This window comes from Sulfitobacter sp. W027 (assembly GCF_025143985.1).
In the GTDB taxonomy this organism is placed as follows: domain Bacteria; phylum Pseudomonadota; class Alphaproteobacteria; order Rhodobacterales; family Rhodobacteraceae; genus Sulfitobacter.
The window spans coordinates 1-24,850 of sequence record NZ_CP083564.1 but is presented as its reverse complement, the minus strand read 5'-3'; the positions used below and the strand labels follow the sequence as shown (position 1 = coordinate 24,850).

19 protein-coding genes and 1 pseudogene are annotated in these 24,850 nt (G+C 57.8%); 7 read left to right on the top strand and 13 right to left on the bottom strand.

What is annotated here, in order from left to right; translation table 11 throughout:
• Position 1 precedes the first annotated feature (1 nt).
• The 3 genes from K3759_RS00100 (at position 2) to K3759_RS00090 (ending at position 4,517) form a co-directional block, all read left to right on the top strand.
• Positions 2-1,429 (top strand): sulfotransferase domain-containing protein, encoded by a 1,428-nt coding sequence (locus K3759_RS00100; RefSeq protein ID WP_259983476.1) that lies wholly within the window; start codon positions 2-4, stop codon positions 1,427-1,429.
• Between the two features lie 82 nt (positions 1,430-1,511).
• A complete protein-coding gene (locus K3759_RS00095) occupies positions 1,512-2,168 on the top strand; it encodes a YitT family protein (RefSeq protein ID WP_259983474.1) in 657 nt (218 codons plus the stop codon).
• A gap of 150 nt (positions 2,169-2,318) precedes the next feature.
• Positions 2,319-4,517 (top strand): NADP-dependent isocitrate dehydrogenase, encoded by a 2,199-nt coding sequence (locus K3759_RS00090; RefSeq protein ID WP_259983473.1) that lies wholly within the window; start codon positions 2,319-2,321, stop codon positions 4,515-4,517.
• Positions 4,518-4,883: 366 nt separating this feature from the next.
• Here K3759_RS00090 and K3759_RS00085 read toward each other — a convergent pair whose 3' ends face one another.
• Genes K3759_RS00085 through K3759_RS00070 form a run of 4 tightly spaced genes read right to left on the bottom strand, consistent with a single transcriptional unit; the run spans position 4,884 to position 10,295 of the window.
• A complete protein-coding gene (locus tag K3759_RS00085; protein WP_259983471.1) occupies positions 4,884-6,665 on the bottom strand; it encodes a TniQ family protein in 1,782 nt (593 codons plus the stop codon).
• The gene (locus K3759_RS00080) at positions 6,662-7,648 is read right to left on the bottom strand and encodes a TniB family NTP-binding protein (RefSeq protein WP_259983469.1); all 987 of its coding nucleotides are present in this window, start codon (positions 7,646-7,648) and stop codon (positions 6,662-6,664) included. The genes K3759_RS00085 and K3759_RS00080 overlap by 4 nt, the downstream gene beginning before the upstream one ends.
• On the bottom strand, positions 7,645-9,588 hold the full coding sequence (locus tag K3759_RS00075) for a Mu transposase C-terminal domain-containing protein (RefSeq protein WP_259983466.1): 1,944 nt from the start codon (positions 9,586-9,588) through the stop codon (positions 7,645-7,647). Before K3759_RS00075 ends, K3759_RS00080 begins: the two co-directional genes overlap by 4 nt.
• Positions 9,585-10,295 carry a hypothetical protein gene (locus K3759_RS00070; protein WP_259983464.1) on the bottom strand — a complete coding sequence of 237 codons (711 nt, stop codon included), beginning with the start codon at positions 10,293-10,295 and terminating at the stop codon, positions 9,585-9,587. The genes K3759_RS00075 and K3759_RS00070 overlap by 4 nt, the downstream gene beginning before the upstream one ends.
• A 454-nt stretch (positions 10,296-10,749) precedes the next feature.
• Between K3759_RS00070 and K3759_RS00065 the strand changes: the two genes are divergently transcribed.
• From K3759_RS00065 to K3759_RS00050, 4 genes are all read left to right on the top strand, one after another.
• The gene (locus K3759_RS00065) at positions 10,750-11,157 is read left to right on the top strand and encodes a helix-turn-helix domain-containing protein (RefSeq protein ID WP_259983463.1); all 408 of its coding nucleotides are present in this window, start codon (positions 10,750-10,752) and stop codon (positions 11,155-11,157) included.
• Between the two features lie 304 nt (positions 11,158-11,461).
• Entirely contained in the window at positions 11,462-12,316 is an 855-nt protein-coding gene (locus tag K3759_RS00060) for a ParA family protein (RefSeq protein WP_311199012.1), read from the top strand.
• 1 nt (position 12,317) lies between these two features.
• Positions 12,318-12,794: a hypothetical protein gene (locus tag K3759_RS00055; protein WP_259983462.1), complete on the top strand. Its 477-nt coding sequence runs from the start codon at positions 12,318-12,320 to the stop codon at positions 12,792-12,794.
• Complete coding sequence (locus tag K3759_RS00050; RefSeq protein WP_259983461.1) at positions 12,791-13,480, top strand: hypothetical protein; 690 nt, start codon at positions 12,791-12,793, stop codon at positions 13,478-13,480. Before K3759_RS00055 ends, K3759_RS00050 begins: the two co-directional genes overlap by 4 nt.
• 379 nt (positions 13,481-13,859) lie before the next feature.
• On the opposite strand, the gene K3759_RS00045 is transcribed toward K3759_RS00050, so the two are convergent.
• From K3759_RS00045 to dnaA, 9 genes and pseudogenes are all read right to left on the bottom strand, one after another.
• A complete protein-coding gene (locus K3759_RS00045; RefSeq protein ID WP_259983460.1) occupies positions 13,860-15,620 on the bottom strand; it encodes an ABC-three component system protein in 1,761 nt (586 codons plus the stop codon).
• Entirely contained in the window at positions 15,617-15,862 is a 246-nt protein-coding gene (locus K3759_RS00040; RefSeq protein WP_259983459.1) for an ABC-three component system middle component 6, read from the bottom strand. The genes K3759_RS00045 and K3759_RS00040 overlap by 4 nt, the downstream gene beginning before the upstream one ends.
• Entirely contained in the window at positions 15,859-16,770 is a 912-nt protein-coding gene (locus K3759_RS00035) for an ABC-three component system protein (protein WP_259983458.1), read from the bottom strand. The genes K3759_RS00040 and K3759_RS00035 overlap by 4 nt, the downstream gene beginning before the upstream one ends.
• A 409-nt stretch (positions 16,771-17,179) precedes the next feature.
• Positions 17,180-17,569, bottom strand: a pseudogene (locus K3759_RS00030) (transposase); the annotation flags it as partial.
• Between the two features lie 369 nt (positions 17,570-17,938).
• Entirely contained in the window at positions 17,939-20,353 is a 2,415-nt protein-coding gene (gene gyrB / locus K3759_RS00025; protein ID WP_259983457.1) for a DNA topoisomerase (ATP-hydrolyzing) subunit B, read from the bottom strand.
• Positions 20,354-20,432: 79 nt separating this feature from the next.
• Positions 20,433-21,053 carry a LysE family translocator gene (locus K3759_RS00020; protein ID WP_259983456.1) on the bottom strand — a complete coding sequence of 207 codons (621 nt, stop codon included), beginning with the start codon at positions 21,051-21,053 and terminating at the stop codon, positions 20,433-20,435.
• Positions 21,050-22,147, bottom strand: coding sequence for a DNA replication/repair protein RecF (recF, locus tag K3759_RS00015; protein ID WP_259983455.1), 1,098 nt, complete (start codon positions 22,145-22,147; stop codon positions 21,050-21,052). Before recF ends, K3759_RS00020 begins: the two co-directional genes overlap by 4 nt.
• 58 nt (positions 22,148-22,205) lie before the next feature.
• Positions 22,206-23,324 (bottom strand): DNA polymerase III subunit beta, encoded by a 1,119-nt coding sequence (gene dnaN / locus K3759_RS00010; RefSeq protein WP_259983454.1) that lies wholly within the window; start codon positions 23,322-23,324, stop codon positions 22,206-22,208.
• 164 nt (positions 23,325-23,488) lie between these two features.
• Positions 23,489-24,850, bottom strand: a complete 1,362-nt coding sequence (gene dnaA, locus K3759_RS00005) for a chromosomal replication initiator protein DnaA (protein ID WP_259983453.1) — start codon at positions 24,848-24,850, stop codon at positions 23,489-23,491.

Sequence of the window (24,850 nt, the reverse complement as noted above, 5' to 3'; positions counted from 1 at the left end):
CATGAACGACAAATTCGACAGTTTCGTGGTCTTCGCCGAGATGCGGACCGGGTCTAACTTTCTGGAAGCGAACCTAAACGCTTTCGCGGGGATCGCTTGTCATGGAGAGGCCTTTAACCCTTTCTTCATGGGCTATCCCAAAAGCGAGCCGATCCTAGGCGTCGATCAGGCCACGCGGGACGAAAACCCCAAAAAGCTGCTCTCCGCCATCCGGGGTCAACAGGATGCCTTGGGCGGTTTTCGGTATTTCCACGATCATGACCCGCGCGTCTTTGATACCATTATCAAAGACCAGCGTTGCGCGAAAATCGTGCTGACCCGCAATCCGGTCGACAGCTACGTCAGTTGGAAGATCGCGCAGGCGACGGGGCAGTGGAAGCTGACCGATATGAAGGCGCAGAAGGTGGCACAGGCGGTCTTTGACGCTGATGAGTTCAGCACCCATCTGGACGCCTTGCAGCGCTTTCAGATCACCCTGCTGAACCGTTTGCAGACCTCGGGGCAAACGGCGTTTTATGTAGCCTACGAAGACCTGCAAAGCGTCGAGGTGATGAATGGCCTCGCGCGCTATCTCGGTGTGGATGAGCAGTTGGAGGCGCTGGACAAGAACCTCAAGAAACAGAACCCCAGCCCGATCTCGGCCAAGGTCAGCAACTATGACGAGATGCTAGAGGCGCTGGCGCGGTTGGATCGTTTCGACCTGACCCGAACCCCCAATTTCGAGCCGCGGCGCGGGCCGAATGTGCCTTCTTACGTGGCGGCGGCGACCAGCGGGTTGATCTATCTGCCGATCAAATCCGGGCCGCAGGATCAGGTGCTGGATTGGCTCGCCGCCCTTGATGGTGTCCCGCGCGAGGCGCTGCGCGATAAGATGTCGCAAAAAGAACTGCGCCAGTGGAAACGCAAAACACCGGGGCATCGTGGCTTCACCGTGCTGCGCCATCCCGCCCGACGGGCGCATGATGCTTTTTGCCGCCACATCCTGACCACGGGCGAGGGCAGCTATCGCCAATTGCGCAACACGCTGATGCGCCGCTACAAGATGCCGCTGCCCAAGGACGGCCCCGATGCAGCGTATGACCGAGATGCACATCGCACCGCCTTTGTCGCCTTTCTGAAATTTCTTAAAGGCAATCTGGCCGGTCAGACGTCGATCCGGGTGGATGCGGCATGGTGCTCTCAGGCCCAAGCCATCGCGGGGTTCGGAGAGTTCTGCCTGCCGGATCGCATCATCCGCGAAGAGGAACTGGCCAGTGAACTGCCCGCTTTGGCCGCGGGCCAAGGCCATGTGACCACCCCCGCCATGCCTGCGGCGGCGGAACCCGGTCCCTTCACGCTTGCCGATATCTATGACGATGAGATCGAGGCGCTGACGGCGGATGCCTATCAAAAAGATTACATGACTTTCGGCTTCACCCGCTGGCGGTGAACTGGCGGTGGATTGACCTTGCCGGGTTTGGCGTAAACTGGAACAAGTGCGCATCTAGAATGCATCGCCAGAGGTCGCGCCCGTGAGTTTCCTGTCTGTCACCTCTGTCCCCACGCTGCGGTGGAGTTCGCCCAAGGCGTTCACCCTCAAGCCGCCCTTTGCCTCGATGGTGTTTCTGATCCTCGGGCTGGTCATGTTCGGCTTGGGCGAAGCGCTTTTGGTCAGGGCGGGCGTCGGTGTCAGCCCTTGGACCGTCTTTGCCGAAGGGGTGACCAATATCACGGGTTGGAGCCTTGGGCTTGCCACGTTCCTTATCAGCGCCACGGTGCTGCTGCTTTGGATTCCGCTGCGCCAGACGCCGGGCATCGGCACCATTCTGAACGCGGTGATCGTGGCGCTGGTGCTGGAATATGCGTTGCCGATCCTGCCCCGCTTTGACAGCTATCTCGCCAATGTCGTGCTGGCGCTGACCGGCGTCTTCGTGACCGGCTTTGGTGGCGCGATTTATCTTGTGGCAAACCTCGGCCCCGGCCCGCGCGATGGGCTGATGACAGGGCTACAGCGGGTCACGGGCAAGCCCATCGCGCTGGTCCGGATGAGTATTGAGTTGACCGTGGTCGCGATCGGCTGGGCGTTGGGAGGCACTTTGGGCCTTGGCACGCTGCTGTTTGCGGTGGGCATTGGCCCGGCCATGGCGATTGGGATGCAGATTCTACAGCTGCGCAGCGTGTCCCGCTAAGGTAATCGCCACGCTTTCTAGCCGCTTGGCCCGCGCGATGGCTGGAATCCGCTTTTTCCTGAAACGACCCTACCGCATACTGCGGTATACCGTCGACCTTCGCCGCCTCTTCCGCTATCAGGGCAGCAAATGCAGCAATTTGGAGCAATCATGTCCGATATCATCTACACCAAAGTTGACGAAGCGCCGGAGCTGGCCTCTGCGTCGCTGTTGCCGATCATCAAGAAATTCGCCGAAGCCGCCGGTGTGAGCGTCGGCACGAAAGACATCAGCCTTGCAGGCCGCATCCTTGCGACCTTCCCCGAGCATCTGACCGAGGAACAGCGTCAGTCCGACGATCTGGCCGAACTGGGCCGTTTGGTAAAAACTGCCGAGGCCAATGTCATCAAGCTGCCCAACATCTCAGCCTCCGTGCCGCAGCTTGTTGCCGCAATCAAAGAGCTTCAGGCCCAAGGCTACGCGCTGCCCGACTACCCCGAAGAGCCGAGCACAGACGAAGAAAAAGCCGTGCGCGCGAAATATGACGGCATTAAAGGGTCCGCCGTGAACCCGGTCCTGCGCGAAGGCAACTCTGACCGCCGCGCCGCCAAAGCGGTGAAAAGCTTTGCCCAATCCAACCCGCACCGCATGGGAGACTGGGCGTCGGACAGCAAGACGCATGTTTCCTCCATGTCCGGCAATGATTTCTTCTCCAACGAAGTCTCCGCCACGCTCGACAAAGCCTCCGGCGCGAAGATCGTTCTGGAAACCGCGAATGGCGAGACGGTTCTGAAGGACGGTCTCGATTACCCCGCTGGCACCGTGGTTGACGCGACCTTCATGAGCGCTGCGGCGCTGAAGGATTTCCTCAACACCCAGATCGAAAAGACCAAGGAAGAGGGCATTCTCTTCTCGCTGCACCTCAAGGCGACGATGATGAAGGTCTCTGACCCGATCCTCTTTGGCCACGCGGTTAAAGCCTACCTTGCGCCGGTGTTTGAAAAGCATGGCGCAAAGCTGAAGGAACTGGGCGTGAACCCCAACTCCGGCCTCGGTGATCTGCTGGAGCGCGTGAAGGGCGAGAGCGAGATCATGGCCGATATCGACGCCTGCATGGAAGACCGCCCGCCGATGTATATGGTCGATTCCGACAAGGGCATCACCAACTTGCATGTCTCCTCTGATGTGATCATCGACGCCTCTATGCCCGCGCTGATCCGCGCTGGCGGCAAGGGTTGGGGTCCGGACGGCAAAGAGCATGACGCGAACTGCGTGATCCCCGATAATTCCTATGCCCCGGTCTATGACGAAGCGATCAATTTCTTCAAAGAAAATGGCAAGCTGAACCCGGCGACCGCAGGCACCGTGCAGAACATCGGTCTGATGGCCCAAAAGGCCGAGGAATATGGCTCGCACCCGACCACCTTTGAACTGGCTGAGGCCGGCACCGTGAAAATGATCCTCGACGACGGCACCGTGCTGCACCAGCACAAGGTCGAGGCCGGTGACATCTGGCGCTCTTCCTCCGCGCGCAAGGCGCCGATTGAGGATTGGGTGAACCTTGCCATCTCGCGTCAAAAGGCCGAAGGCTGCCGGGCGATCTTCTGGCTGGACGAAAGCCGCGCCCATGATGCCGAACTGATCTCCTACGTGAAGCCGATCCTTGAGGCCCAAGGTGTCGCCGACAAGTTCGAGATCATGGCCCCCCGCGAAGCCACCCGTGCCTCGCTTGAGACGATCACCAAAGGCGAGAACACGATTGCCATCACCGGCAACGTGCTGCGCGATTACCTGACCGACCTCTTCCCGATCTTGGAATTGGCGACCTCTGCCAAGATGCTATCGATCGTGAAGCTGATGAACGGCGGCGGTCTGTTTGAGACGGGCGCGGGTGGTTCGGCCCCGAAACACGTGCAGCAGTTGGTCGAAGAAAATCACCTGCGGTGGGACAGCCTTGGCGAGTTCTGCGCGCTTGGCGAGAGCCTGATGTTCCTCGCCGATGCGCGTGGCAACGAAAAGGCCCGCGTGTTGGGCAAAGCGGTCGAGACCGCAACGCAGGGCATCCTCGACCACGGCCGTTCTCCTTCGCGCAAGGTGGGTGAGCCCGACAACCGCGACAGCCACTACTGGTTCGCGCGGTACTGGGCCGAAGCGGTGGCTGCGCAGGGTGACGACGCGGAGCTTGCCGCAGAGTTCGCGCCTCTCGCTAAAGACTTGGCCGCCAAGGAAGCCGACATCCTGTCCGAGCTTGCTGCGGCCCAAGGTTCGGCTGTCGATCTCGGTGGCTACTATCACACAGACGCAGAGAAAACCGCCCGTGTGATGCGCCCCTCCGAGACACTGAACGGCATCATCGGGCAGTCGGCCTGATATAAAAAAATCCGCCGCGTAGCTGTTTGAGCGACGCGGCGGATATCTGTTTCGAGCTTTGGTGTGGGGGAAAGCGGTTCTTTGCGCTCACCTACAATTCCCTGTAGGACACCGCGTAACCGTGCGCACTCTGCCTTAGATCATTGAAGAAAATCGTCGGTTCAAGCCCATTAGTTTGCGCACAATCCGCCCAAAGCCTTGCGCGTTTTGCCCACAATATTGCGCTTCACTCAGGCCGTTCAACGTCAGCGACCGACTGACATTTTGATACGACGAATCCGGACGGCAGTCCAGCATCCAGAAACGCCGAAAGCCGCCAAGGCATTCCTTGACGGCATACACATAGTGCGCGAGGAGGCGTGTCGGTTAGGAGGGGTGAAACGCGATCATTCGGGCAATGTCACGGGTTCGGATCAGATGTCCACGAGATGATGTCCCTGCCCGCTGCGACCCAACCGAGGAGATCCCGCGATCTGCGAGGGATGTGAGCAGCTTTCGCGAGGTAGTCTTGCCTTCCTTCGCCAGATCCGAGACCACATGGAATTCACGACGGAACCGCGAAAGCGCTTCCTCAGTAATCTGCCAGACGTGGAACGAGCCTCGCTTCCCTTTGGTCGCCTGAAGCAAGCCCTGCTCGCACCATCCGGTTACACATTCAGGTTTCCACCCCGAGAACTCGGCAACGTCTCCAGCGGTCCACGATCGGGCGCCGCCATGATCTTGAAGAAGGCGGTCGATCTCCGCCGCGTCAAAGAGCACATCTCCGAGGCTATCACCCTCAGCGAACTTGACCGCTCGAAGCTTTTTGTCCGCTATGAGGCGATACATCTTCAGAATCGCGGTCCGATCCGTCGTCCTGCGCAGGTTGATCTTGCGAAAGGCCAGCATCCCATCGGCTTCGGCACTTTTAACCCGAGCCACTTGCCGGATTCCATCTACCGCAGTGCAGATGTTCTTGAGGTCGAAATTCCCATCTACGCAGGGGTGAGACGACACCCTGCACTCAGCACCGAAGAACCTTGCTTCTTCCATGAGCTCAAACTGTTTCTTTGAAACACCAAGGGTGTCCCGGACCTTTTGCTTGGTCGCGGATCGTGCCCGTAGCTTGCGGACCGCTTCAACGTCTTGGGTTCTGACGATCGTATGGAGGTGGCCCGTCCCCGATCGGCCCTGTGAGCCCATCATCGCACCAGTTCGGACTGCCTCGACGATCCTCTCACTGCGTATGCCCAGAATTTCTCCAGCGTGGGCCGCGCTTACCCATTCTGCGCCATCCTGGCGTCGGCGAGTTTTGTATGCGTCACCACACACGGTGCCGGCGACAGTGAGGCACCTGGACAGCAGCGCCTCAGCCAGTGCGCCTTTCTGACTGAGCAGACCGCGATACCAAACGCCCAGGCGTGAAGCTGCGGTCAGTCCTTCTGCATCTGGAGCATACCAACGTTGCACGACATGATTGTCGAACGCAGTCGGCCAATCAAGTAGGAGCGGTTCGATGCGCGCAAGTCGAGCGCGGGCCTCTTCGACGGTCTTAGGATAAGTCGCCTTGCCTTCTTTTCCGGTCCGCGCTCGAACCATGTTCGCACAGAGAAACCAAACGGTGCGAGCCGTTTGCAGGCCTTCCTCGGAACCGAGGTCGATGCCGCCCATGTGTGCCGAGTGTCCCGCGATTAACTTTGCGAACTCAGCCTCGAAAACGCTGGCAGGCACGGCATTCGCATCGACGTAGGAACTGCCGCAAAGGCAGCCCGCATACCCGTCACCGAGCAGGGTGAGATCGTCACCGCAACCGGGACACTGATCGATTAGCTGACATTCATGCTCGGCACATGCCGTGACCAAGGCGTGTCGCCATTCTTTCCGTCGGGGCTGGCGCGCGGCAATACATGCAGGGCAAACCGGGTCGCGGTGCATCCGATGGAACGACCAGTCGAGGGCGGCGTCCGATGGCTGCTTGCCAGGTAGGATCTGCTCTATCGTGGCCAAGTCGAGATCGAGTTCCAAAGCCAGCCGCTCTGGCTCCTCGACTGTAGCGCGCCCGTAGGTCTGCCCGAGCGTCGTCAGGAAGCCCCTGGCCTCGGGAAAACCTTCCGCATCAGAGCGCCGCTTGATGTAACCGAGGAGGCTTTCATTCATGCCGGGGATCATGCTGCCAATGCCTTATCGTTCGGAGTCCGGAAAGCCTCGAGTTCAAGCGAAGAATTCGGATCGGGGAGCTGTAATCCTGCGTCCCTCATGACCTTCGCGTAGGACCGCAGAAGAACGTCATCCTGTGGTGGTTCGGGGTCGAAGATCGGAGCAATGCGAGAAAGCCCTTGAAGCCTTATTTGAGCGGCCTTCCCCATATCCGACAAGGCCAGGGCTTTGGTATGCGCAGACTTTCGGACAGCGACCTCGAGAAGCTCGATCACCATGCCGATGCGACCGCCAGAAGCAGCGAAGAGGCGCCGGGTCATGTCTATCCAATCGAATTCAAGCGAGAAACCGCGCTCCTCCAAGTATTCGAAGATACTGTAGATTACTGTTGTGAATTCGTTCCGGTCGTCCGGGTTCGTCCAGCGATAAGGTTGGAGCTCGATCGTGGCCATGGATCGCGCCGCGAATTGCTCGTTCTCGTCAATCAAGCGTTGGAACTTCGGCAACCCCATAAGGATGAGTATGACACCCGATCGATCGACGAAGGTCTTGAAATGGTCCGCAGCTGCACGGCGAGTGAGGTTCGCGCCGGGTTCGGCGCAATGGCTGCACTCATCGAGAGCCACAATCCGAACATCGCGTTGTTCCAGCAGATCAAACATCCGATCTTTCAGCAGTGCGAGCTTGGGATTTGCCCCAACCCGCCCCATCGTTCGTATGATTGATGCGTAAATCTCTGAATCGTTCGGCTTGGGAGAGATTTCCCCGGATAGAAAGTCCGGCGATGGGATCATGTATCCTGGACCGGACCGAATCTTGGCTACCTTGCTTTCGACCGCTAACATGAGGTCGGATTTACCGACGCGGGACGGGCCAAGAAAGGGAATGCATACCCCATCCGAGCCAGCCAACTCGATTGCCTCAAGCATCTGGTTCAGCGCAATGTCGTAACGGGAATGCGAAATCCGCAAGCCCTTTAGGGAAAGCTCGTTCACGTTGATTTTCCTCGTGCGGAGATCCGGTTACGCCGTTTCGGGGCGAGGACCGGCATCGTGGGGTAGGAGGGATTGCCAGTAGGCGCTGGACCATTGGATGCATTGCTGCGGTTCATGATTTCGTCATCGCGCCGCTTGCGCCGGGCAGCATGTTGTTCCTTGCGCCCCTTGGTCGTTGCCTTGGAGGGCTTGTGGTGCTTGCCTGCCACTAAGGCCGCGAGAACCTCAGTAGCAGAGAGGTAGTCGTCGGGATCACGCCGATTGAGGGCGATGATGCGATCCCGTTCCGCGACAGAAATCGCCGGCATGTCGGGATCTTTGCAGGACGCGTAGAATGCTTTACCAGATTTCGGGTGAGAAACGATTATCTCCCGGATGTCGGCCGGGTTAATGCGGACCTCAACCACCAGTTTACTTTTCGCGTCTTTTTCCAGCATCCGAAGCTCTTCAGAAGAATACTGAACGTATCCCACCTCGATTCCATATTTGTGGACGGTTCTTTTCTCCGCATGATGAAAGAACATCTGGGTGAGCTGTTGTTTGCGGGGCGGCTCCGGCACGTAGTATTCCGTGGTTAGGCGACGCCAGCTCTCAATAGGGCTCTCGCGGCGCTTTAGCGGCGACTGCACACGCCGACGCGGAATGACGCCATACACGTCGTAGCGCCACACCTGCACCTTTTGAACGAACTCATCAAAAGTCCAGCATGCCTCTGCTTTTGCCCGCTCATAACGTTCTTTAGGGGACAACTCGCGGGTCTGCGTCGCGCCGTCGAGCCTCGTTACGAAGTTTTTGAAGGTCGACATGGCGCGCTCGACAAACGGTTTCTTCTCTGGATGCCCGGGGATGTTCTTTTGCAGCTCGATGGCGGTCATTGATAGCAGGCGATTAAGTATGCTGCCGGAGTTCTCAGAGCCTTGATCTGCAACTACTGTCAGTGGATGGCCGGCCACACTCACCCGGTTTACAATGCCGAAGCGATCGAAGAATTCTTCGTCGTTGCCTGTCATGGCCTCGTAGAGCGCGGTTGCGGTGGTCAGCCCGGTGGGGTTCTCCAAAGAAACCACAAGCCCTACGATGAAGCCGGTTGCAGCATCTATCACGATCGTGACCCAAGGCCTGATCAGTTTGCCATCATAGATAACGTAGATGTCCGCCTGCGTGGAATCGGTTTCAAGCCGATCGTAAGCATGTTCGATCATCTGAAAGCTGCCAGCTTGGAGCAGCGCTTTTCGCGCGGCCTTCTTTCCCTGCCGCCGCTTGATGACGTCAGAATGAGGGATGTAGCTATCGATTATCGACTTCACAGCTTTTTCGCCGTGATTTCCCGGTTTTCCTTTCGATCGCTGTTCGGAAAAACGCTTCAGATATTGGCGCCTCGACTCGCGAACCAGTTCTGTCATGTTCATGCGGTCTGAGGTGAGGTAAGAGCTTTCAAGAAGATCGAGGACAACCTCGCGGAAGATTTCATCGTAGCGAACAGTGTAATTTCCAGATTGGTTTCGCTTGTCAACCAAGCCAAGCTGACCCATTGTGCAGTAGTCTTTCCGATACTTTTGGATTGTGCGGACAGCAGGGAGCTTGGACGCGCGTGAAGCAAAATGCGGATCATTTTGCAATTTGATACGGATCGCGTCCATTACCTCGTCCCACTTGAGCCCCAACTCCTGGTAGCGGTCAGCGAGCTCAAGAATGCGCTTCCGGAAAGCTGCCTCCGACAACTCGTCGTCGCTCATGATACGGTCGCAGAATACCGGTGCTTGGCCCTCGGAGACATTTCCAAGCGCAATTTGCCGATGAAATTCCTCGAGGGTGATCTCGGTCTTCATCCCATTGAGATCGAGAACTACGGATGGCTTTCCTTGAACTCGTCCGATCACACGGTAAAGGGTCTCTCCGTTTCGAAGATGGCGACCATCATATGCCTGTAGCTGGTTCATAGCGGCAGAACCTCGAGGTGCGATACATTCCCGTGGACGCGCACGAGCTTCGTCCGGTCGCTGAAAGGGGCAACTGAGAGGTCGGTAGCGAGGAGCCCGTCGAAAAGGGCCGCATAGGCTTCCGCCCGCGTAAGGCCGAACGACCATTGAGCCTGGCCAAATGATACGCTGCGCGAGAACTGCGTCTCGATCAATTCACGTTTCGTAGGCTCAAGACAGCGGTCCGGGAGGGCTCGGAGAATACGGAGATTCCGATGGTGCGCACGAGTGAACATTGTTTCCGTGACCAGAGTAAGCCGATGACCGAGTTGCTCCATGGCCACGGCCACGCGGCTGAACTCTGGGTTGCCACGGAGCCAGCGGCTATGCTTTCCCTCGACAAAGACGGTCTGTCCATTCACAAGCTCGAACAGAAAATCAGGCGTGTAGACCCAAGGCTTGTATCGCGTCCCGTGCACCGCCTCGGTCAGAGCGGTCTTCGTCGGGTAGGCTTCGCCAGTGTGCAAGTCAAAGGTCATGGGCTGGGGAAAGATCCGGCGAACCCTCGGGTCGACCTCCGCTGCCACGACTATGATGGACTCACCAAGGCTCTCTGTGACGACGATGCCCGTCGCCTTGCGAGAGGCCTGACGGTTCTCCTTCTTCTGCAATCCCCGCTTGTAGATCGTGCGAGCGGGGTCATTATCAATGATGTCTTCAAACTGCATCGTTTGGACCTTTTCTGGGGCCATTATTTCCTGCGAGAATAGTGGGGCGACCTCGTGGCATCGAAAAATCTGCCAGCCGGATACCATCTGAAAAAATCACAAGTAGCTGTTTTGAATTGAATCTTTTCTCTGTCCGGCGAAGCTGATGCAGCGATCTCAGGAGGTTTCCGTTCCGAGGCTGCCCAAATTTGAACACAGAAATTAGCCCTATAGGTCTATTCGAGAAAAAGCGCGTTGATAGAAGAAACGGGTATGATTCGGTTCAGAGGTAAATTATTCGACAGAATCTTCCGGAGATTATGCGCGCAGAGACACCGTAAAAGAGGACTCCTTCCAGATTGGCTGTCCCAGTTTAGGCGGCACTGGTCAAAACTATTGAGCGGACCACTGCGAAACCTCTGTGATGAATATAGCAAATGTGCTATAATAAGCGTCCATTGTGGAGGTGTTGATCATGGCCGGAAATTACAGGTCTCTTCAAACCGAGCTCCGCCGCGCGCACCCAGATCTCGCGGGGCACCAAGCCAAGAACGCCCTCAAGCGCGGGATCGCTGTCAGGCTACGCGCGCTGCGAGATGCAAGAGGACTAACACAGGACGAAGTGGCTGCGGCCGCTGGAATGACGCAGTCGATGATTGCAAGGCTGGAAGCTTTGTCTGGGTCAGTGCCGAGCCTTCAGTCGATCGAGCGCTACATTGATGCATGCGGGGGTCATCTGGCACTGCTTATCTCTGACAAGGAGATCGATAGCGAAGATGCATTCAGAGATGCATTTGCGAAGGCGAGGGGACGCATCCCAAGGGATCTCGATCTCGGTATCGAAGACCGCCAGCCGCCTCGCAATTCCTCGACCGACGCATGAGAGATCGGGGGCAAGTCCCACTCGGCTTAATGCAGTCGTTCGCAATCGGCCATCTCGTCAGGCACTCGCCCAAATGAAAATTTTCCGAGCAGACCTTCTGCCCGCCAACTCGCGAACCGGTGTGCGCATGGTCTTCGCTGCGCCAGCAAGCCGTTGCAGCGGTAGCTCTGCGCACTTCCAGTCAACTAACTCGGGTGCCGCAGAGCACCAAAGGCAAGGTCTCGGGCCGCGCCCGTGAGTTTCTGGTGTTCAATCGATCTGGGATGGATGTATGTTGATAACAAGGTAATAAAGGTTCTTGCTGATGTCGGCTCCGGTAATATCAATTTTGAACATGAAGGGTGGTGTTGGTAAGACTACCACGTCTGCACATGTAATGCGCGTTCTGTATCAGAGACTACAGAAGAAGGTTCTTCTGATTGATTTGGACGCTCAATACAACCTAACACAGACAGTAATTACACAGTCAAAGTATGACATGGTAATCGAAGAGGGCAAAACTGTTATGTCGTGCTTCGAGCCTTTGCCGTCGCAAGACTTCTTTAAGGTAAAAAAGTCTGATCAGCCGCCTCCGAAGGCCGAAGATGTTGCTACCCTGCTGCGAAAAATTGGGAATGGGAAGAAGGCACGAATCGATTTGCTGGCTGGCTCATTCGAGCTGGTAAAATACTCAATGATCGATAGCGCCAGCCAGCTGAAGAGTGCAGGAAATTACTTTAAGCGATTCATTTCCCAAGCTCGGACGGACTACGACCTGATAGTTCTCGATTGCAACCCGAGCAGCTCGTTCGTAACGAAATGCGCACTTGAAAACTCAACAAGTGTCCTGTCCCCAGTAAGGTTGGACAAATTCTCGGTTCTTGGGGTTGGCTTGGTGGATCAGCTATTTAATCACCTTGGATTGTCGCCAGATCACATGATCCTGATAAATGGCGTGCAGCGTTACGATCCAGCATGCCCAGTCGAAGTTGAGCTAAGAGCACACGCGAAATTTGGTCCCAAGGTTCTCGTGAACCGCCTGGTTCAAAGCAAACACCTCTTAGCTGACCCGAGCTACACTGGCTTTGCTACGGATCGAGGTGGTCCCTATTCGGGGGTCCTAAAAACGGAAATCGGAAAGATTGTATCGGAAATCTCAGGCAGAGTTTGGGGAATTTAGAATGACACAAAGGGGTGTCGATAGAGCGCTTTCAGCCATTGCGCTGGCTCGTCTCAGCGAGAAAGACTTAAAGTCATTCCACGACTTAGTAAGGGATACCGATCCGACTACGTTCTTAGAGATAGTCCGAGATATCGAGGATGAGGTGGTAAACTCCATTTCATTGATAATGGAGAATTCGCGTGAGCGGTCCAGTTATGACATTAGTTCCGAGGATTTCTATATGGAACTTGATCGCATCAGGAAAGGAGAACTTCGGCTGTCTGTCCAGCAGTTTGCGGACGCGCTCGCAGCAAGTATTTCCAGGAACAGCCCGCGAGAACTATCTGATGTGCCGAGCTTTGATTCTCGGAGGGGTCTGCGGGTCTGGCTAAAAAGAATGGTAAAGCGCTTTTCTGAAGCCGAAATTTACCATGCCACTATGAAGATCCGCCATGAGCGTTACGAGGGAAAAGGCTCCGATTGGAAACTGCGATGACACAAAAGCAATATGAGTCTTTTGCTGCAATGGTTTCCGGACAAGTTAAAGCGAATACCCCTTCGGCTAACAAATGCAAGCATCATATGACTTTGTCCCTTACATGGGCTGCATTGCATCTTGCGGACAGTGATAGTCAGCACTGCGATCTATTGCTGAAAGGTGCATATGGCACGGCTGTTGAAGCGGTGTCCCTTTTAGCGATTGGCTTGGTTCGGCCAGCAATTTTATCTCTTCGTGCACATTATGAATTAAGCCTACAATTTCTTTATTACAAAGATCATCCTGTGGAATGGCGCGGAGTGACTGATTTTAGAAATCAGCCAAATCTTCCTGGGGTTAATAAGAAATACCTCAAAGATTTCTATCCTGAGTTCGAAAAAAGATTCAAAACTCTGGTTGCCCACAGAAATCGTAGGAATGAAGACTGCTACGCCGTTCTGTCTGGCGTTGCCCATGGGACCGCAATTCACTCAATCACATCCGCCACTGCCCCCGAGGAACTGGTTGAAGATATAACTACCGTTCGGGCAGCCGTGAATGTGTTCCAAGATGCAGCTGAACACATTAGTGACATCAACCTCAGCTGCTTTCAAGGAAACTGGATTTCCCTGCCTGAGGCAATTAAGGATGACTTGACAAAAAGATTCAAGGACAAGCAACCAGCAGCCGAGCTTGACCTATGAGTTTACGTTCATTTAAGACTTTGGCATAAGTGAACCATGTTTTTCCCAGACTTTGCCGTCGGTAAAATCGTGCATTAGGCCCCCTCAACAAGAGCTGTAGATCTTGGCTGTGTGATGACCAAGCTGACCACGATCCGGATTTCCGGTTGAGTGCACGCTTCTTCGAGGCGGTGGGGGGCTTCTGCGCATCAGCGGCGAACAACCGCGTTTCGCTCAATCTCGCGGCGTCACGGACGGTTAAAACTGTCGTTCGTGCTGCGTGCGGTAGCGGCCGTCTCGAGTGCAGGTTACCAGATAAAAAGAGGTTCAAAAAAGTGGATAATTATGACCTTTGCCGTAGTTCCCAGCTCATCGTCTTCTCCCATCCAAATGCGATTGGCTACTCGAAATGAACCCCAAACAGCCCGCCAGTTCTCAGCTCGTCGGTTAGGACAGTCGGGTTTACGAACGCATGAATGTCAAACCCTTCGCGGAATCCTTCTTTAGGCAAGGCGTCGGAGTTCATAGTCACGAGATACTGGAACCCTTGCGCCTCAGCTTGGTCGGCTCCGAGCTGTAACGCTTTCGCAACCTGGCGTGTATCTACGCCATCAAAAAGGTGACTATCATGAATCAGGAACCCCGGCCCAAGGCCGCGGCGAGTGGCGAGCGTGGCGAGCATCATGTCGAAGCAGAAAATCTGCATGTTGCTGATGCCTTTGCTTCGCTGGGAGTCGATCTTCACGTCAAAGGTTGGTCCATTCGCAGTAGGCGCAATCGTCAGGCTTCCCGCTTGCTCGTAGAGCGCGTTCGACAACTCTTCGAACAGCACGATCGCCTCCTCGACTACCGAATCCCGCTCATGAAAGTCGTTCTGTAGCGCCTGAAGTAGTCGGGCGCGCTCGATCTCTAACTGCACTTTTGTGCTCTCGATTCGCTCGGCTATGTCGAGTTGCTGGCGAAGGGTTTCGACGTTTGCCTCCGCTCGCCCGACTTCCTCCTGGAGCCTGTTGTAATGCTCGAGAGCGCCGCCGGACTGCAAGATGCCCATCAGTTGTCCGCGGCGGCGGTCCAGTTCGGCGCGCTCGCCGTCGCGCACGATTATCCGTGCCTCGGCAGCATCGATCTCGCTCGATAAATGCGCTCGCCTGTTGCGGACGATCGCTGCGTGGAACTGTGCGACCTCCTCGAAACGACGTCCTACAGTGCCAGGCAGCACAACCCCGGCCTCTGCATAGAGTCGCCCGACGTCGTCCGTTGCGGGCGGCCGCTCGTCATCGAGCGCCGCCGTAAGTTGGTCGATTAGCTCCCGGTCGATCAAGTTGTCATTGTTCAGAGCAGTTATCGCCAGCGTGATCTCGGTCGCCTCCCGCTCCATCTCCGCGAACTCTGGAACCACGTTGAAGGCTTCTATCTGTCCCCGGAGTCGCCGGGCCCGTGTCTGCGCCACAGCGAGACGGGTGCGGAAGTCGGCGGCATTGCCGTAGAACCGCCCCAGATCGCCCTGCTTAGCAGCCTTCCGTAATTCGCCCATTGCCTTCTCCTGGGCTCGGGTCTCCTGAAATTCCTGCGCGATGCCGGCTTCAAGCCCGAGAAGGTAGGACACCGCCACCTGCTGATCCCAAGTCTGCTGCTGCCCCGAATGCTGTGTATGCCGCGCGAAACCGCCGCTGCCCTGCCTCCTTGCAAAGTAAGAGAACAGGGACCGAAACGCCGGGGCAAACCGCCGTTGCGGATCGGGATCAAGGGGCAGCCCGAACAAGAGTGCGCCGAGGTTCGTCTTCCAGTTCTCGTTTGACAAAACGAGATAACCGGTTTTGTCGTCGATGACGGGCGGGATAGGCCATTGCTCCGCCGCCCCCAGCACCCGGATGCGGCTCGGCTTCGATCCCGACCGGGCAACCGAGACGGTATGCCCTCCGAGGTCGATTTGCGCCTCGAACGTGGCCGCGGACAGCGTGTCCGACCGGAAGATGCTTTCGGGTTTAGCCCTACCTCCGAAGAGGAAGTGTATCAGCTCCACGAAGCTCGTCTTGCCCGCGCCGTTGCGGGACTGACGGTCATTGGCACCGGCGCTTTTCTCGGCGATGAGCACATTCAGCCCCGGCCGGAATGTGAGCGACTTAAAGCTCGGTAAGTCGCTTGTGACAGCGTGGATCATTCAGTGCCTTTCCGGAGTAGTCCGCCCTCGAATTCCACAGCCTTCATCGCGAAGAGCAGGTCAAGCGCAAGGACGAACCAATCGTAAGCGATCGGCGCGTGCTCCACCGACCCACCCCGTCTACGGCGCACTTCGTCCCAGACCCGTGACACCGTCATCGGACCGCGCAAAGCTGCGAGAATTTCTGCGCCGATGGTCAGCAACGCTCGCTCTGGACGGATATGCTTCGTGGGCAGGATCATGCACCTTTAGTCCCTTTTGGGTGATCTTCGAAGATATCGCACCTCTCGAAGAAATAGGACAGCACTGCCAAAACCGCTGCTTGTCGTGCAGCTGTGCCGAACATGCCGCCCGCGAAGTCCTGCAACGCGACGAAGATTGCCTCTGAGCTGCGACCTTCATTTTTCAGGACACGATAGCGCTCGCGGAATCCTTGGGCGATCTCCTCGCCGAAGCTTGGGTCGGGATAGCGGTCAAGGAACGCTTCTACAAGCGGTTCGCGCCGTCGACCCAGGCGAAGCATCCCGGCCGCGTCGTCGGACAGATCGTTTGCCGCGAGTTTGGAGGGTGAGGGGGCGAGAAGTGGAGGGGCGCCGCCCGGGTCCATGCGTTGAATTGAGGTAACGACAGGGCGCAGCGCCTCGAAGTCGAGAGACGCCAGCGTGCGTTGCGAAGGCACGGGGCCAAAAAGGTCTTCCAGCTTCGGCACTGCCAAGCCCATCGCGGTGTCGAACAACTCGGCATAGCCTGTTTCACCGACGTAGAGATCGGGGTGAGATTGTCGGAAGTCCGCGAGAAGTTGGGTCGCCGGCGCCGGAAGGCCGCTATCCGAATTGTGCACAAGGGACCATCTCATCATGCGATCCGCCCAATGCGCGACGGCCCCTTTGAAGTCCCGCCTTATCTTGGCGAGAAGCTTGTCGAGAGTAGGCGTGCTGGGACCGTAGCACTGAAAGACGGTCTTGTCGCTCGCTCGATAGCCGTCGCATTTGAGATCGCCCAGCTTGCCATAGGGCCGAACGGGCTCGAAATCGCCCGGATAAGCGTGTCCCATGATCCGTGAGAACAGATCTTCAAAGGCCGCTCCCTTCCGTTCGAGAAATGCAGTGCGAAAGTGCAGTCGGTAGAAGTGACGCTGGAGGTCATCCATGGTGAATGCCGAGTTGAACCATGGCGCAACGCTGTGGATTTGGCATTGTTCTCTTGCCAGAATTTTGAACTTGGGCGAGTTTCATGAATAAGTTCTGCCTGATGCTGATAGAATTGTCTACGAGCGGTATTTGGCGGCAATATGTCCAGTTTCCAGACCACAGGCCAGTATTCTTGAAGAGGGGTTTGAACTTAATCCGCTTGGATATGAGAGACTGTCCACGTGGACATATGTGCTCGTGAACCTCCAGTCAGCAGGAGCCAATTCGAGTGCGCAGAAGATTGTTCGAGTGCTCGAAGGGACATATCTGACATGAATATGCACCAAGCGTTATTCGAAGCTGCGATCGCCTTTTATTCCGGCACGTCCGTCAAGATGGTGTAATTTCCCGGGTGGCCTGAGTGCATGATCAGGCGGTCTGGGTTGTGATGCTGAGAATGGGGTCGGTCTCCGCTGCGTCGATTTCCGCGAAAGCCTCGACCAACATGTAGCGGCTTACCGTCTGCCACTCGTCGTTGTGCTCGAACAGCACCGCGCCGATCAGGCGGATGATGGAGGCCTCGTTCGGGAAGATCCCCACCACGTCCGCGCGGCGTTTCACCTCCTTGTTCAAAAACTCGATCGGGTTGGTCGAGTGCAGCTTCGTGCGGTGCTGGCGTGGGAATCCCATATAGGCCAGAACATCGTGCTCACTCTCGTCCATCAGGTCGGCCAGCTTGGGCCAACGGGTGCGGAGCTGCTCGGCGATATGCCGCCAGGTTTCGCCGGCCTGCTTGGGGTCGGATTGGTCGAAGGCCTGGATGGTGCCCCCATCTCCGTAAGGCACCTAATGACGAGGAATATTCCCGATAATGAAGTATTGGATTTTCTTGAAGCTGTCGCTCACACCGCACACTTCGTGATTCCCAGTCTCGATAAAAAGCCTGATCAATTGCGCTTTGAACTCGGGAAGCCAATCATTGTAAGCTGAGACAAAAACCAAGAAATTTCGGAGAGCAGCGTTTCCTGCCCATCTAAAAAGACAACCCCTGCCAAATAACATCGCTAATTTCCTCTATGTGCAACGCCCAAGCCGAGATAGAGGTCCCTCTTCCCTGCGCGCAAACCATTGGGCAAACTGCGCAAACTTATGGGGATCGCGCATGATTACACGCGATCCTACATTCCCTTAAAAATCCAGGTTCTCCACGCTCAGGGCGTTCTTCTGGATGAACTCGCGCCGCGGCTCGACCACATCTCCCATCAGTTTGGTAAAGAGATCGTCGGCCTCGGCCATATCCTCCACGCGCACCTGCAGCAGGGTGCGGGCGTCGGGGTCCAGAGTGGTCTCCCATAGCTGATCGGGGTTCATCTCGCCCAGACCTTTGTAGCGCTGCAACGACAAGCCCTTCTCACCCTCAGCGAGGATCGCGTCGAGCAGGTCCATGGGACCGTGGATCAACTGGCTGCGGTCTTTGCGCACAAGCGTGGCAGGCTGGTCGTAGACCTCTTGAAGGTGCTTGGTGAAGCTACCGGATTTCTTCGCCTCGCCGGAACGCATCATGCGGCCATCCAGCGTGCGCACCTCTTCGACGCCGCGCAGAATGCGGGCGAGGCGGATGCCGTGGTCTTGGGTGATGCGGCCCTGCCAGCCGCGCTCATATTCCAGCGCGATCAGGTTCAGACGGTCGGCCACCTTGTCAGCCACACCTTGCAGATCGCTGTCCACCGCGCCATCGACGAAGGCCCCGGCGATGGCGGCCTGTTCGAGAATGTGGCGCGGGTAATGCGTCGGGAAGGCTTCCAGAACGCGGCGCAACTGGCGGGCCATGTCGACCACACGGGTCAGGTCTTGGCCGCTGATCTCTTCACCGTTGCCCTGACGCAGCATTGCGCCGTCGACGCCCTGCTGGATCAGATAATCTTCCATCGCCGCTTGGTCCTTGAGGTAAACTTCGGACTTGCCACGCGACACTTTGTAGAGCGGCGGCTGCGCGATGTAGAGGTGACCGTTTTCGATCAGCTCAGGCATCTGGCGGTAGAAGAAGGTCAGCAAGAGCGTCCGGATGTGCGCGCCGTCGACGTCGGCGTCGGTCATGATGACGATCTTGTGGTAGCGCAGCTTGGATAGGTTGAACTCGTCCCGCCCGATCCCGGTGCCAAGCGCCATGACGAGGTTGCCGATCTCTTGGCTTCCCAGCATCCGGTCGAACCGCGCGCGTTCGACGTTGAGAATCTTACCCTTCAACGGCAGGATCGCTTGCGTCTGCCGGTCGCGGCCGGTCTGGGCGGAGCCACCGGCGCTGTCACCCTCAACGAGGAAGACTTCGGTTTTCGACGGGTCTTTTTCCGAGCAATCTTTGAGCTTCCCGGCAAGGAAGTTCACGTCCATCGCCGATTTGCGGCGCGTTAGTTCGCGTGCCTTGCGGGCTGCCTCGCGGGCCTGTGCAGCTTCGACGATCTTACCAACGATCTGCTTGGCCTCAGTAGGGTTCTCTTCGAACCATTCCGCCAGCTTTTCGTTCACCAGACCTTCGACCGCAGGACGGACTTCGGACGAGACCAGCTTGTCTTTCGTCTGAGAGGAGAACTTCGGGTCCGGCACCTTGACCGAGAGCACACAGGTGAGGCCCTCGCGGGCGTCGTCACCGGTGAAGTTGATCTTCTCGCGCTTGGCGATGCCGCTGGTCTGGGCGTAGCTGTTGATCGTCCGCGTCAGCGCGCCGCGAAAGCCCGCCATATGCGTGCCGCCATCGCGCTGTGGAATGTTGTTGGTGAAGGGCAGCACGTTCTCATGGTAGCTGTCGTTCCACCACATCGCCACTTCGATGCCGATGTCGTCACGCTCACCGGTGATGAAGATTGGCTCGGGCATGACCGAAGACTTGTGCCGGTCGAGGTATTTAACGAATTCCTTCACCCCGCCTTCGTAGAACAGCTCCGTCCGCAGCGGCTCGACAGGGCGTTCATCATTAAGGATGATGCGCACACCGGAGTTCAGGAAGGCCAATTCACGCAGGCGCTTTTCCAGTGTCTCGAAGCTGTATTCGAGGTTCGAGAACGTGTCGGTCGAGGCCATGAAACGGACTTCGGTGCCAGTGCGGTCGGTCTCGCCTACAACTTCGAGGTGCTTGGCAGTGAAGCCGCCTTCAAAGCGGGCGATATGCTCCTTGCCCTCGCGCCAGATGCGCAGTTCCAGCCAGTCAGACAGCGCGTTCACGACCGAGACGCCGACCCCGTGCAGACCGCCCGAGACTTTGTAGGAGTTGCTGTCGAACTTACCGCCTGCGTGTAGCTGGGTCATGATGACCTCGGCGGCGGAAACGCCCTCTTCCTCGTGGATGCCAACCGGAATCCCACGGCCATTATCGCTGACGGAAACGCTGGAATCTTCGTGGATCGTGACCGTCACCGCATCGGCATGACCGGCCAGTGCTTCGTCAATCCCGTTGTCCACGACCTCATAGACCATGTGGTGCAGGCCGGAGCCGTCATCGGTGTCCCCGATATACATGCCGGGGCGTTTGCGGACAGCCTCCAACCCTTTGAGAACCTTGATGGAATCGGCGCCGTATTCCTGTGGTGTCTGCGCGGTATCGGACATGCGGAAATAACCCTTCTCGTTTGCCCGATTTATAGTGTTTTAACCCGGCATTGTCACGCGAATGACACAAGATTTTGTGTCAGGCGAAGGGGATCACAAGGCCTACGAAAACCAGCATGGCGCCGGAGATGAGATTGATCCGCCGCAGGGTGCGCGGCGCGGTCAGAAAACCACGCACATGGCCGACCAAAAGCGCGATGGACAGGTTGCCGATCATGGGGATGAGGACCGACACGGCAAGGATTGCGGCAATGTCCGGGGCGGTGACGCTGCGCAGATCAAAGAACCCCGGCAGCACGCCGATGTAGAACAGCACAGCTTTCGGATTGCCGAGGATCGCGACGATGCCCGCGATGAAGCCGGACCACATGCCGGGGCGGGTGAGGCGGCTGTCGGTGGTGATCTTGTCGCCCGCCTGCCGGATCAGCGCCACGCCCATCAGAATGAACACCCCGCTTGCGATCCAGCGTAGCACCTCCATCATCGTATCAAAGACCGAGAGAACCCACGTGATGCCCAGCACCGCCACAAGCGGCCAAAGAATATCGCCAATCGCCACGCCAAGGGCGAGCGGCCATGCCGCCTGAAACCCACCAGAGAGTGCCCGCGCCATCAGGGCCAGCCAAACCGGGCCGGGGGTCAAGAAAAGGATCAGCAGCGCACCGCAGTAGAGCAGCAGATCGCTCGGGGTGAGGGTCACGGCATGACCTCCACCTTCGATAGACCGTCTTCCTCGGTGACTTCGACATATTGCGCTCGGTCGCCGAGGCTTTCGAACAGTTCAGGCCCTGTGCCGGTCATCCACGCCTGCGCACCCAAGGCGCAAATCTCATCATAAAGCGCTGCGCGGCGGGTGGCGTCGAGATGGGCGGCCACTTCGTCCAGCAGCAGCAGAGGCGGGGCGCCGAAATCGGCAGCGATGGCGCGGGCATTGGCGAGGATGAGTGACACCAGCAGCGCTTTCTGCTCTCCGGTGGAACAATCCCGCGCGGCGATGCCCTTGGCGGCATAGGTGCCCTCAAGATCGGCGCGGTGTGGGCCGATCAGCGTGCGCCCAGCGGCAAGATCGCGCATCCGGTTGTCTGACAGCGCTCGGCGTAGGGCCTCGGCGCTTTCGGGCATGTCGTTCAGCAGCGCGAGCGTTGCGATGGGGAAAGCGGTCTGCGCCTCTTCCTGTGCGGCCTCAAGGGCGGCCAAAGCCTGCAAGCGGTTGGCGTGAATCTGCGCTCCGGTCTCGGCCATGCGGGCCTCAAGTGCGGTGTACCACGCAGGCTCGCGCACCATGTCCTTGAGCAGCCGGTTGCGTTCGCGCATGGCCTTTTCATAACTAAGTGACAGTTCGGCATGATCCGGCAACATCGACAGCGTCACGCGATCTAGAAACCGCCGCCGCCCCTCGGCCCCTTCGATCCAAAGCCTGTCCATTGCCGGGATCAGCCAAAGCACCCGCGCAATGCGCCCCAGCCCGGTCTGCGCCGCAGCCTTGCCATCGATCTTGGTCTGCCGCGCAGCACCTGCTTCGGACCAGATGTCGATCTCATGCAGAACGGTGGGGCCGTGCAACAGCCCGGTCACCTTCCAGCCCAAAGCTTCGGGCCGCCGCGCCATGTCCTGCGCACTGGTCCGCCGCAACCCGCGCCCCGGAGAGAGCAGAGAGATTGCTTCGATGATGTTGGTCTTGCCCGCGCCGTTCGGCCCGTAGAGCGCTACGGGTCGCGCATCCATATCGATCACCGCGCGGCGGTGCGAGCGGAAGTGCGACAGGCTTAGGTTGGACAGATACAACTGCGTCATGGAAATCCGTTTTCTTTAAAAGAAAACGGTCCGGGAATTTCAAAAATTCCCGGCGGCGTCACACGCGCATCGGCATGACGACATAGACCGCCGAGGTGTCATTGCCTTCGCGCATCAGGGTCGGGTCGCCGGACGAGTTGAACAGGAAGACAGCGTTCTCGCGGTCCACCTGGCTGGCAATTTCCAGCAGGTATTTCGCATTGAAGCCGATCTCCAGCCGCTCGTCAGCATAGGCAACGGCAAGCTCTTCTTCCGCTGCACCGCTGTCAGGCGCGTTGACCGACAGCACCAGACGGTCTTCGTCGAGTTGCAGTTTCACGGCGCGCGAACGCTCAGAGGATACCGTTGCCACACGGTCCACCGCACGGGCGAAGTCGGCAGCATCGACCTCCATCTTGCGGGTGTTTCCCTGCGGGATCACGCGGGTGTAATCGGGGAAGGTGCCGTCGATAACCTTGGAGGTCAGGGTGATGCCGGGCGTGGCGAAACGGATCTTGGTCTCTGATACGGAAACCGCGATCTCCATCTCGTCGTCATCCAGCAGTTTGCGCAATTCGCCGACGGTCTTGCGTGGCACGATCACGCCGGGCATTTCAGCCGCGCCCTCAGGCATGGCGGCGTCGATCCGGGCGAGGCGGTGGCCATCGGTCGCCACGCAGCGCAGTGCCTTGCCGCTTTCGGCGTCTGCGATGTGCAGGTAGACGCCGTTGAGGTAATAGCGCGTCTCTTCGGTGGAAATGGCGAATTTCGACTTATCGAACAAGCGGCGCAGCACCGGGGCAGGGGCCGAGAAGTTCGAGGCATATTCCGACGAGGCCATAACCGGGAAATCCTCGCGCGGCAGGGTTGCGAGCGAGAAGTTCGAACGTCCGGCTTCGACGGTCAGGCGACCTGCGGCAGTGTCAGCGGTGAGGTTGATCAGCGCCCCATCGGGCAGCTTGCGCACGATCTCATGCAGCAACGTGGCTGAGACGGTGGTGGCCCCGGCGCGTTCCACCTGCGCGGCGACCTTATCGACCACTTCGATATCCAGATCGGTGGCGCGGAAGGAGACATCGCTGCCTTCGGCTTCGATCAGCACGTTGGCGAGAATCGGGATGGTGTTGCGGCGCTCGACCACGGATTGGGCTTGCGAAACGGCCTTGAGCAGTGCCGCGCGTTCGATGCTGAATTTCATATGCCTTCTCCCAATACCGATTGCCGGGAGAGGCAAACTACCCGGTTCCCACGCTTACACAAGAACTTTTGTGGCTTTGTTGAGGTGAATGCAAGAGGGGCGCAGGCTGCGCCCCTGATCGCTGTTTAACCGTGTCTTGAGGACAACCCCTCAAGCAGCAGTGCTTAGGATTCGAGCGCCCGGCGCAGCAGTTCCAGATCCTCGGCAATCTGACCGTCAGAAACCTTCAGTTCTTCGATCCGGCGCACACCGTGCATGACGGTGGTATGATCGCGCCCGCCAAAGCGACGGCCAATCTCGGGCAGGGAGCGGCTGGTCATTTGCTTGCACAGATACATCGCCACCTGACGCGGGCGGGCATAGCTGCGCAGGCGCTTGGGGCCGATCATATCGCTCAGACGAATGTTGTAGTGATCCGACACTTTCCGCTGGATTTCCTCGACCGAAATTTTGCGCTCTGAGGCGCGCAGCACGTCGGCCAGACAGTCCTGCGTCAGCCCCATGTCGATCTCGCGGCCCACGAGCGAGGCGAAAGCGAACAGACGGGTCAGCGCACCTTCGAGGACGCGGACGTTCGAGGTGATGCGATGAGCGAGGAATTCCAAAACGCCATCGGCGACTTCGAGGTCAGGGTAGGTCTTGCGCTGCACTTCGACCTTGCTTTGCAGAATGCCGAGCCGAAGCTCATAGTCCGTCGGGTGTAGGTCCACGATCAAGCCGCATTGCAGGCGTGATTTCACGCGGTCTTCGAGGTCTTTGATCTCACCCGGTGCGCGGTCGGCAGAGATGATGATCTGCTTGTGCTGGTCTACCAGCGCGTTGAACGTATGGAAGAACTCTTCTTGGGTGGAATCCTTGCCCGCGATGAACTGGACGTCATCAACCATCAGAACGTCGACCGAACGGAAGATCTCTTTGAAATCCATCATCTTGCGGTCGCGCAGAGCTTGCACGAAGCGGTACATGAATTGCTCGGCAGAAAGGTACAGCACATTCATATCCGGGCGGCGCTCGTGCAGTTCGCGCGCAATGGCGTGCATGAGATGCGTTTTACCCAAACCGACGCCGCCATAGAGGAACAGCGGGTTAAAAGTGACCGGGCCACCTTCGGCGACACGGCGCGCGGCGGCATGGGCCAGTTCGTTGGGCTTGCCAACGACGAAATTGTCAAAGCTGAAGCGCGGGTCGAGCGGGGCGGTGCTAAGCTGTGTATTGGCGGAGGGCTTCACGGCAGCCGTGGTTTGTCGCGCAGCCGGGGCGGGCTTGTCGGCGGCGTTGGCGGGCTGCAGGTTCAGCGCGAAGTTCAGCCGCGTGGCATCGGTGCCAGCCGCGTTGATCTCATGCAAAATCAGGTCCGAGAAATTCTGACTGACGTAGTTGCCGAAAAAGTTCGTAGGCACTTTGAGTGTCACGATACCGTCTTCAACATCGCCAGGCACAAGCGGCTCAATCCAGGTGGTGTAGTTGTTTTGCCCCACGGTCTTTAGAAGCCGCTGTTTGATCTCGCCCCATTGATCTTGTGTCAT

What these genes read in the sequence shown, in the direction of transcription:
- K3759_RS00065 (WP_259983463.1), top strand. Translation starts at nt 10,750, where the DNA reads ATGGCCGGAAATTACAGGTCTCTTCAAACCGAGCTCCGCCGCGCGCAC.
- recF (WP_259983455.1), bottom strand. Translation starts at nt 22,147, where the DNA reads ATGACGCAGTTGTATCTGTCCAACCTAAGCCTGTCGCACTTCCGCTCG.
- K3759_RS00090 (WP_259983473.1), top strand. Translation starts at nt 2,319, where the DNA reads ATGTCCGATATCATCTACACCAAAGTTGACGAAGCGCCGGAGCTGGCC.
- K3759_RS00035 (WP_259983458.1), bottom strand. Translation starts at nt 16,770, where the DNA reads ATGGATGACCTCCAGCGTCACTTCTACCGACTGCACTTTCGCACTGCA.
- K3759_RS00040 (WP_259983459.1), bottom strand. Translation starts at nt 15,862, where the DNA reads ATGATCCTGCCCACGAAGCATATCCGTCCAGAGCGAGCGTTGCTGACC.
- K3759_RS00045 (WP_259983460.1), bottom strand. Translation starts at nt 15,620, where the DNA reads ATGATCCACGCTGTCACAAGCGACTTACCGAGCTTTAAGTCGCTCACA.
- K3759_RS00085 (WP_259983471.1), bottom strand. Translation starts at nt 6,665, where the DNA reads ATGATCCCCGGCATGAATGAAAGCCTCCTCGGTTACATCAAGCGGCGC.
- gyrB (WP_259983457.1), bottom strand. Translation starts at nt 20,353, where the DNA reads ATGTCCGATACCGCGCAGACACCACAGGAATACGGCGCCGATTCCATC.
- dnaN (WP_259983454.1), bottom strand. Translation starts at nt 23,324, where the DNA reads ATGAAATTCAGCATCGAACGCGCGGCACTGCTCAAGGCCGTTTCGCAA.
- K3759_RS00060 (WP_311199012.1), top strand. Translation starts at nt 11,462, where the DNA reads ATGTCGGCTCCGGTAATATCAATTTTGAACATGAAGGGTGGTGTTGGT.
- K3759_RS00075 (WP_259983466.1), bottom strand. Translation starts at nt 9,588, where the DNA reads ATGAACCAGCTACAGGCATATGATGGTCGCCATCTTCGAAACGGAGAG.
- K3759_RS00070 (WP_259983464.1), bottom strand. Translation starts at nt 10,295, where the DNA reads ATGCAGTTTGAAGACATCATTGATAATGACCCCGCTCGCACGATCTAC.
- K3759_RS00100 (WP_259983476.1), top strand. Translation starts at nt 2, where the DNA reads ATGAACGACAAATTCGACAGTTTCGTGGTCTTCGCCGAGATGCGGACC.
- K3759_RS00050 (WP_259983461.1), top strand. Translation starts at nt 12,791, where the DNA reads ATGACACAAAAGCAATATGAGTCTTTTGCTGCAATGGTTTCCGGACAA.
- K3759_RS00055 (WP_259983462.1), top strand. Translation starts at nt 12,318, where the DNA reads ATGACACAAAGGGGTGTCGATAGAGCGCTTTCAGCCATTGCGCTGGCT.
- dnaA (WP_259983453.1), bottom strand. Translation starts at nt 24,850, where the DNA reads ATGACACAAGATCAATGGGGCGAGATCAAACAGCGGCTTCTAAAGACC.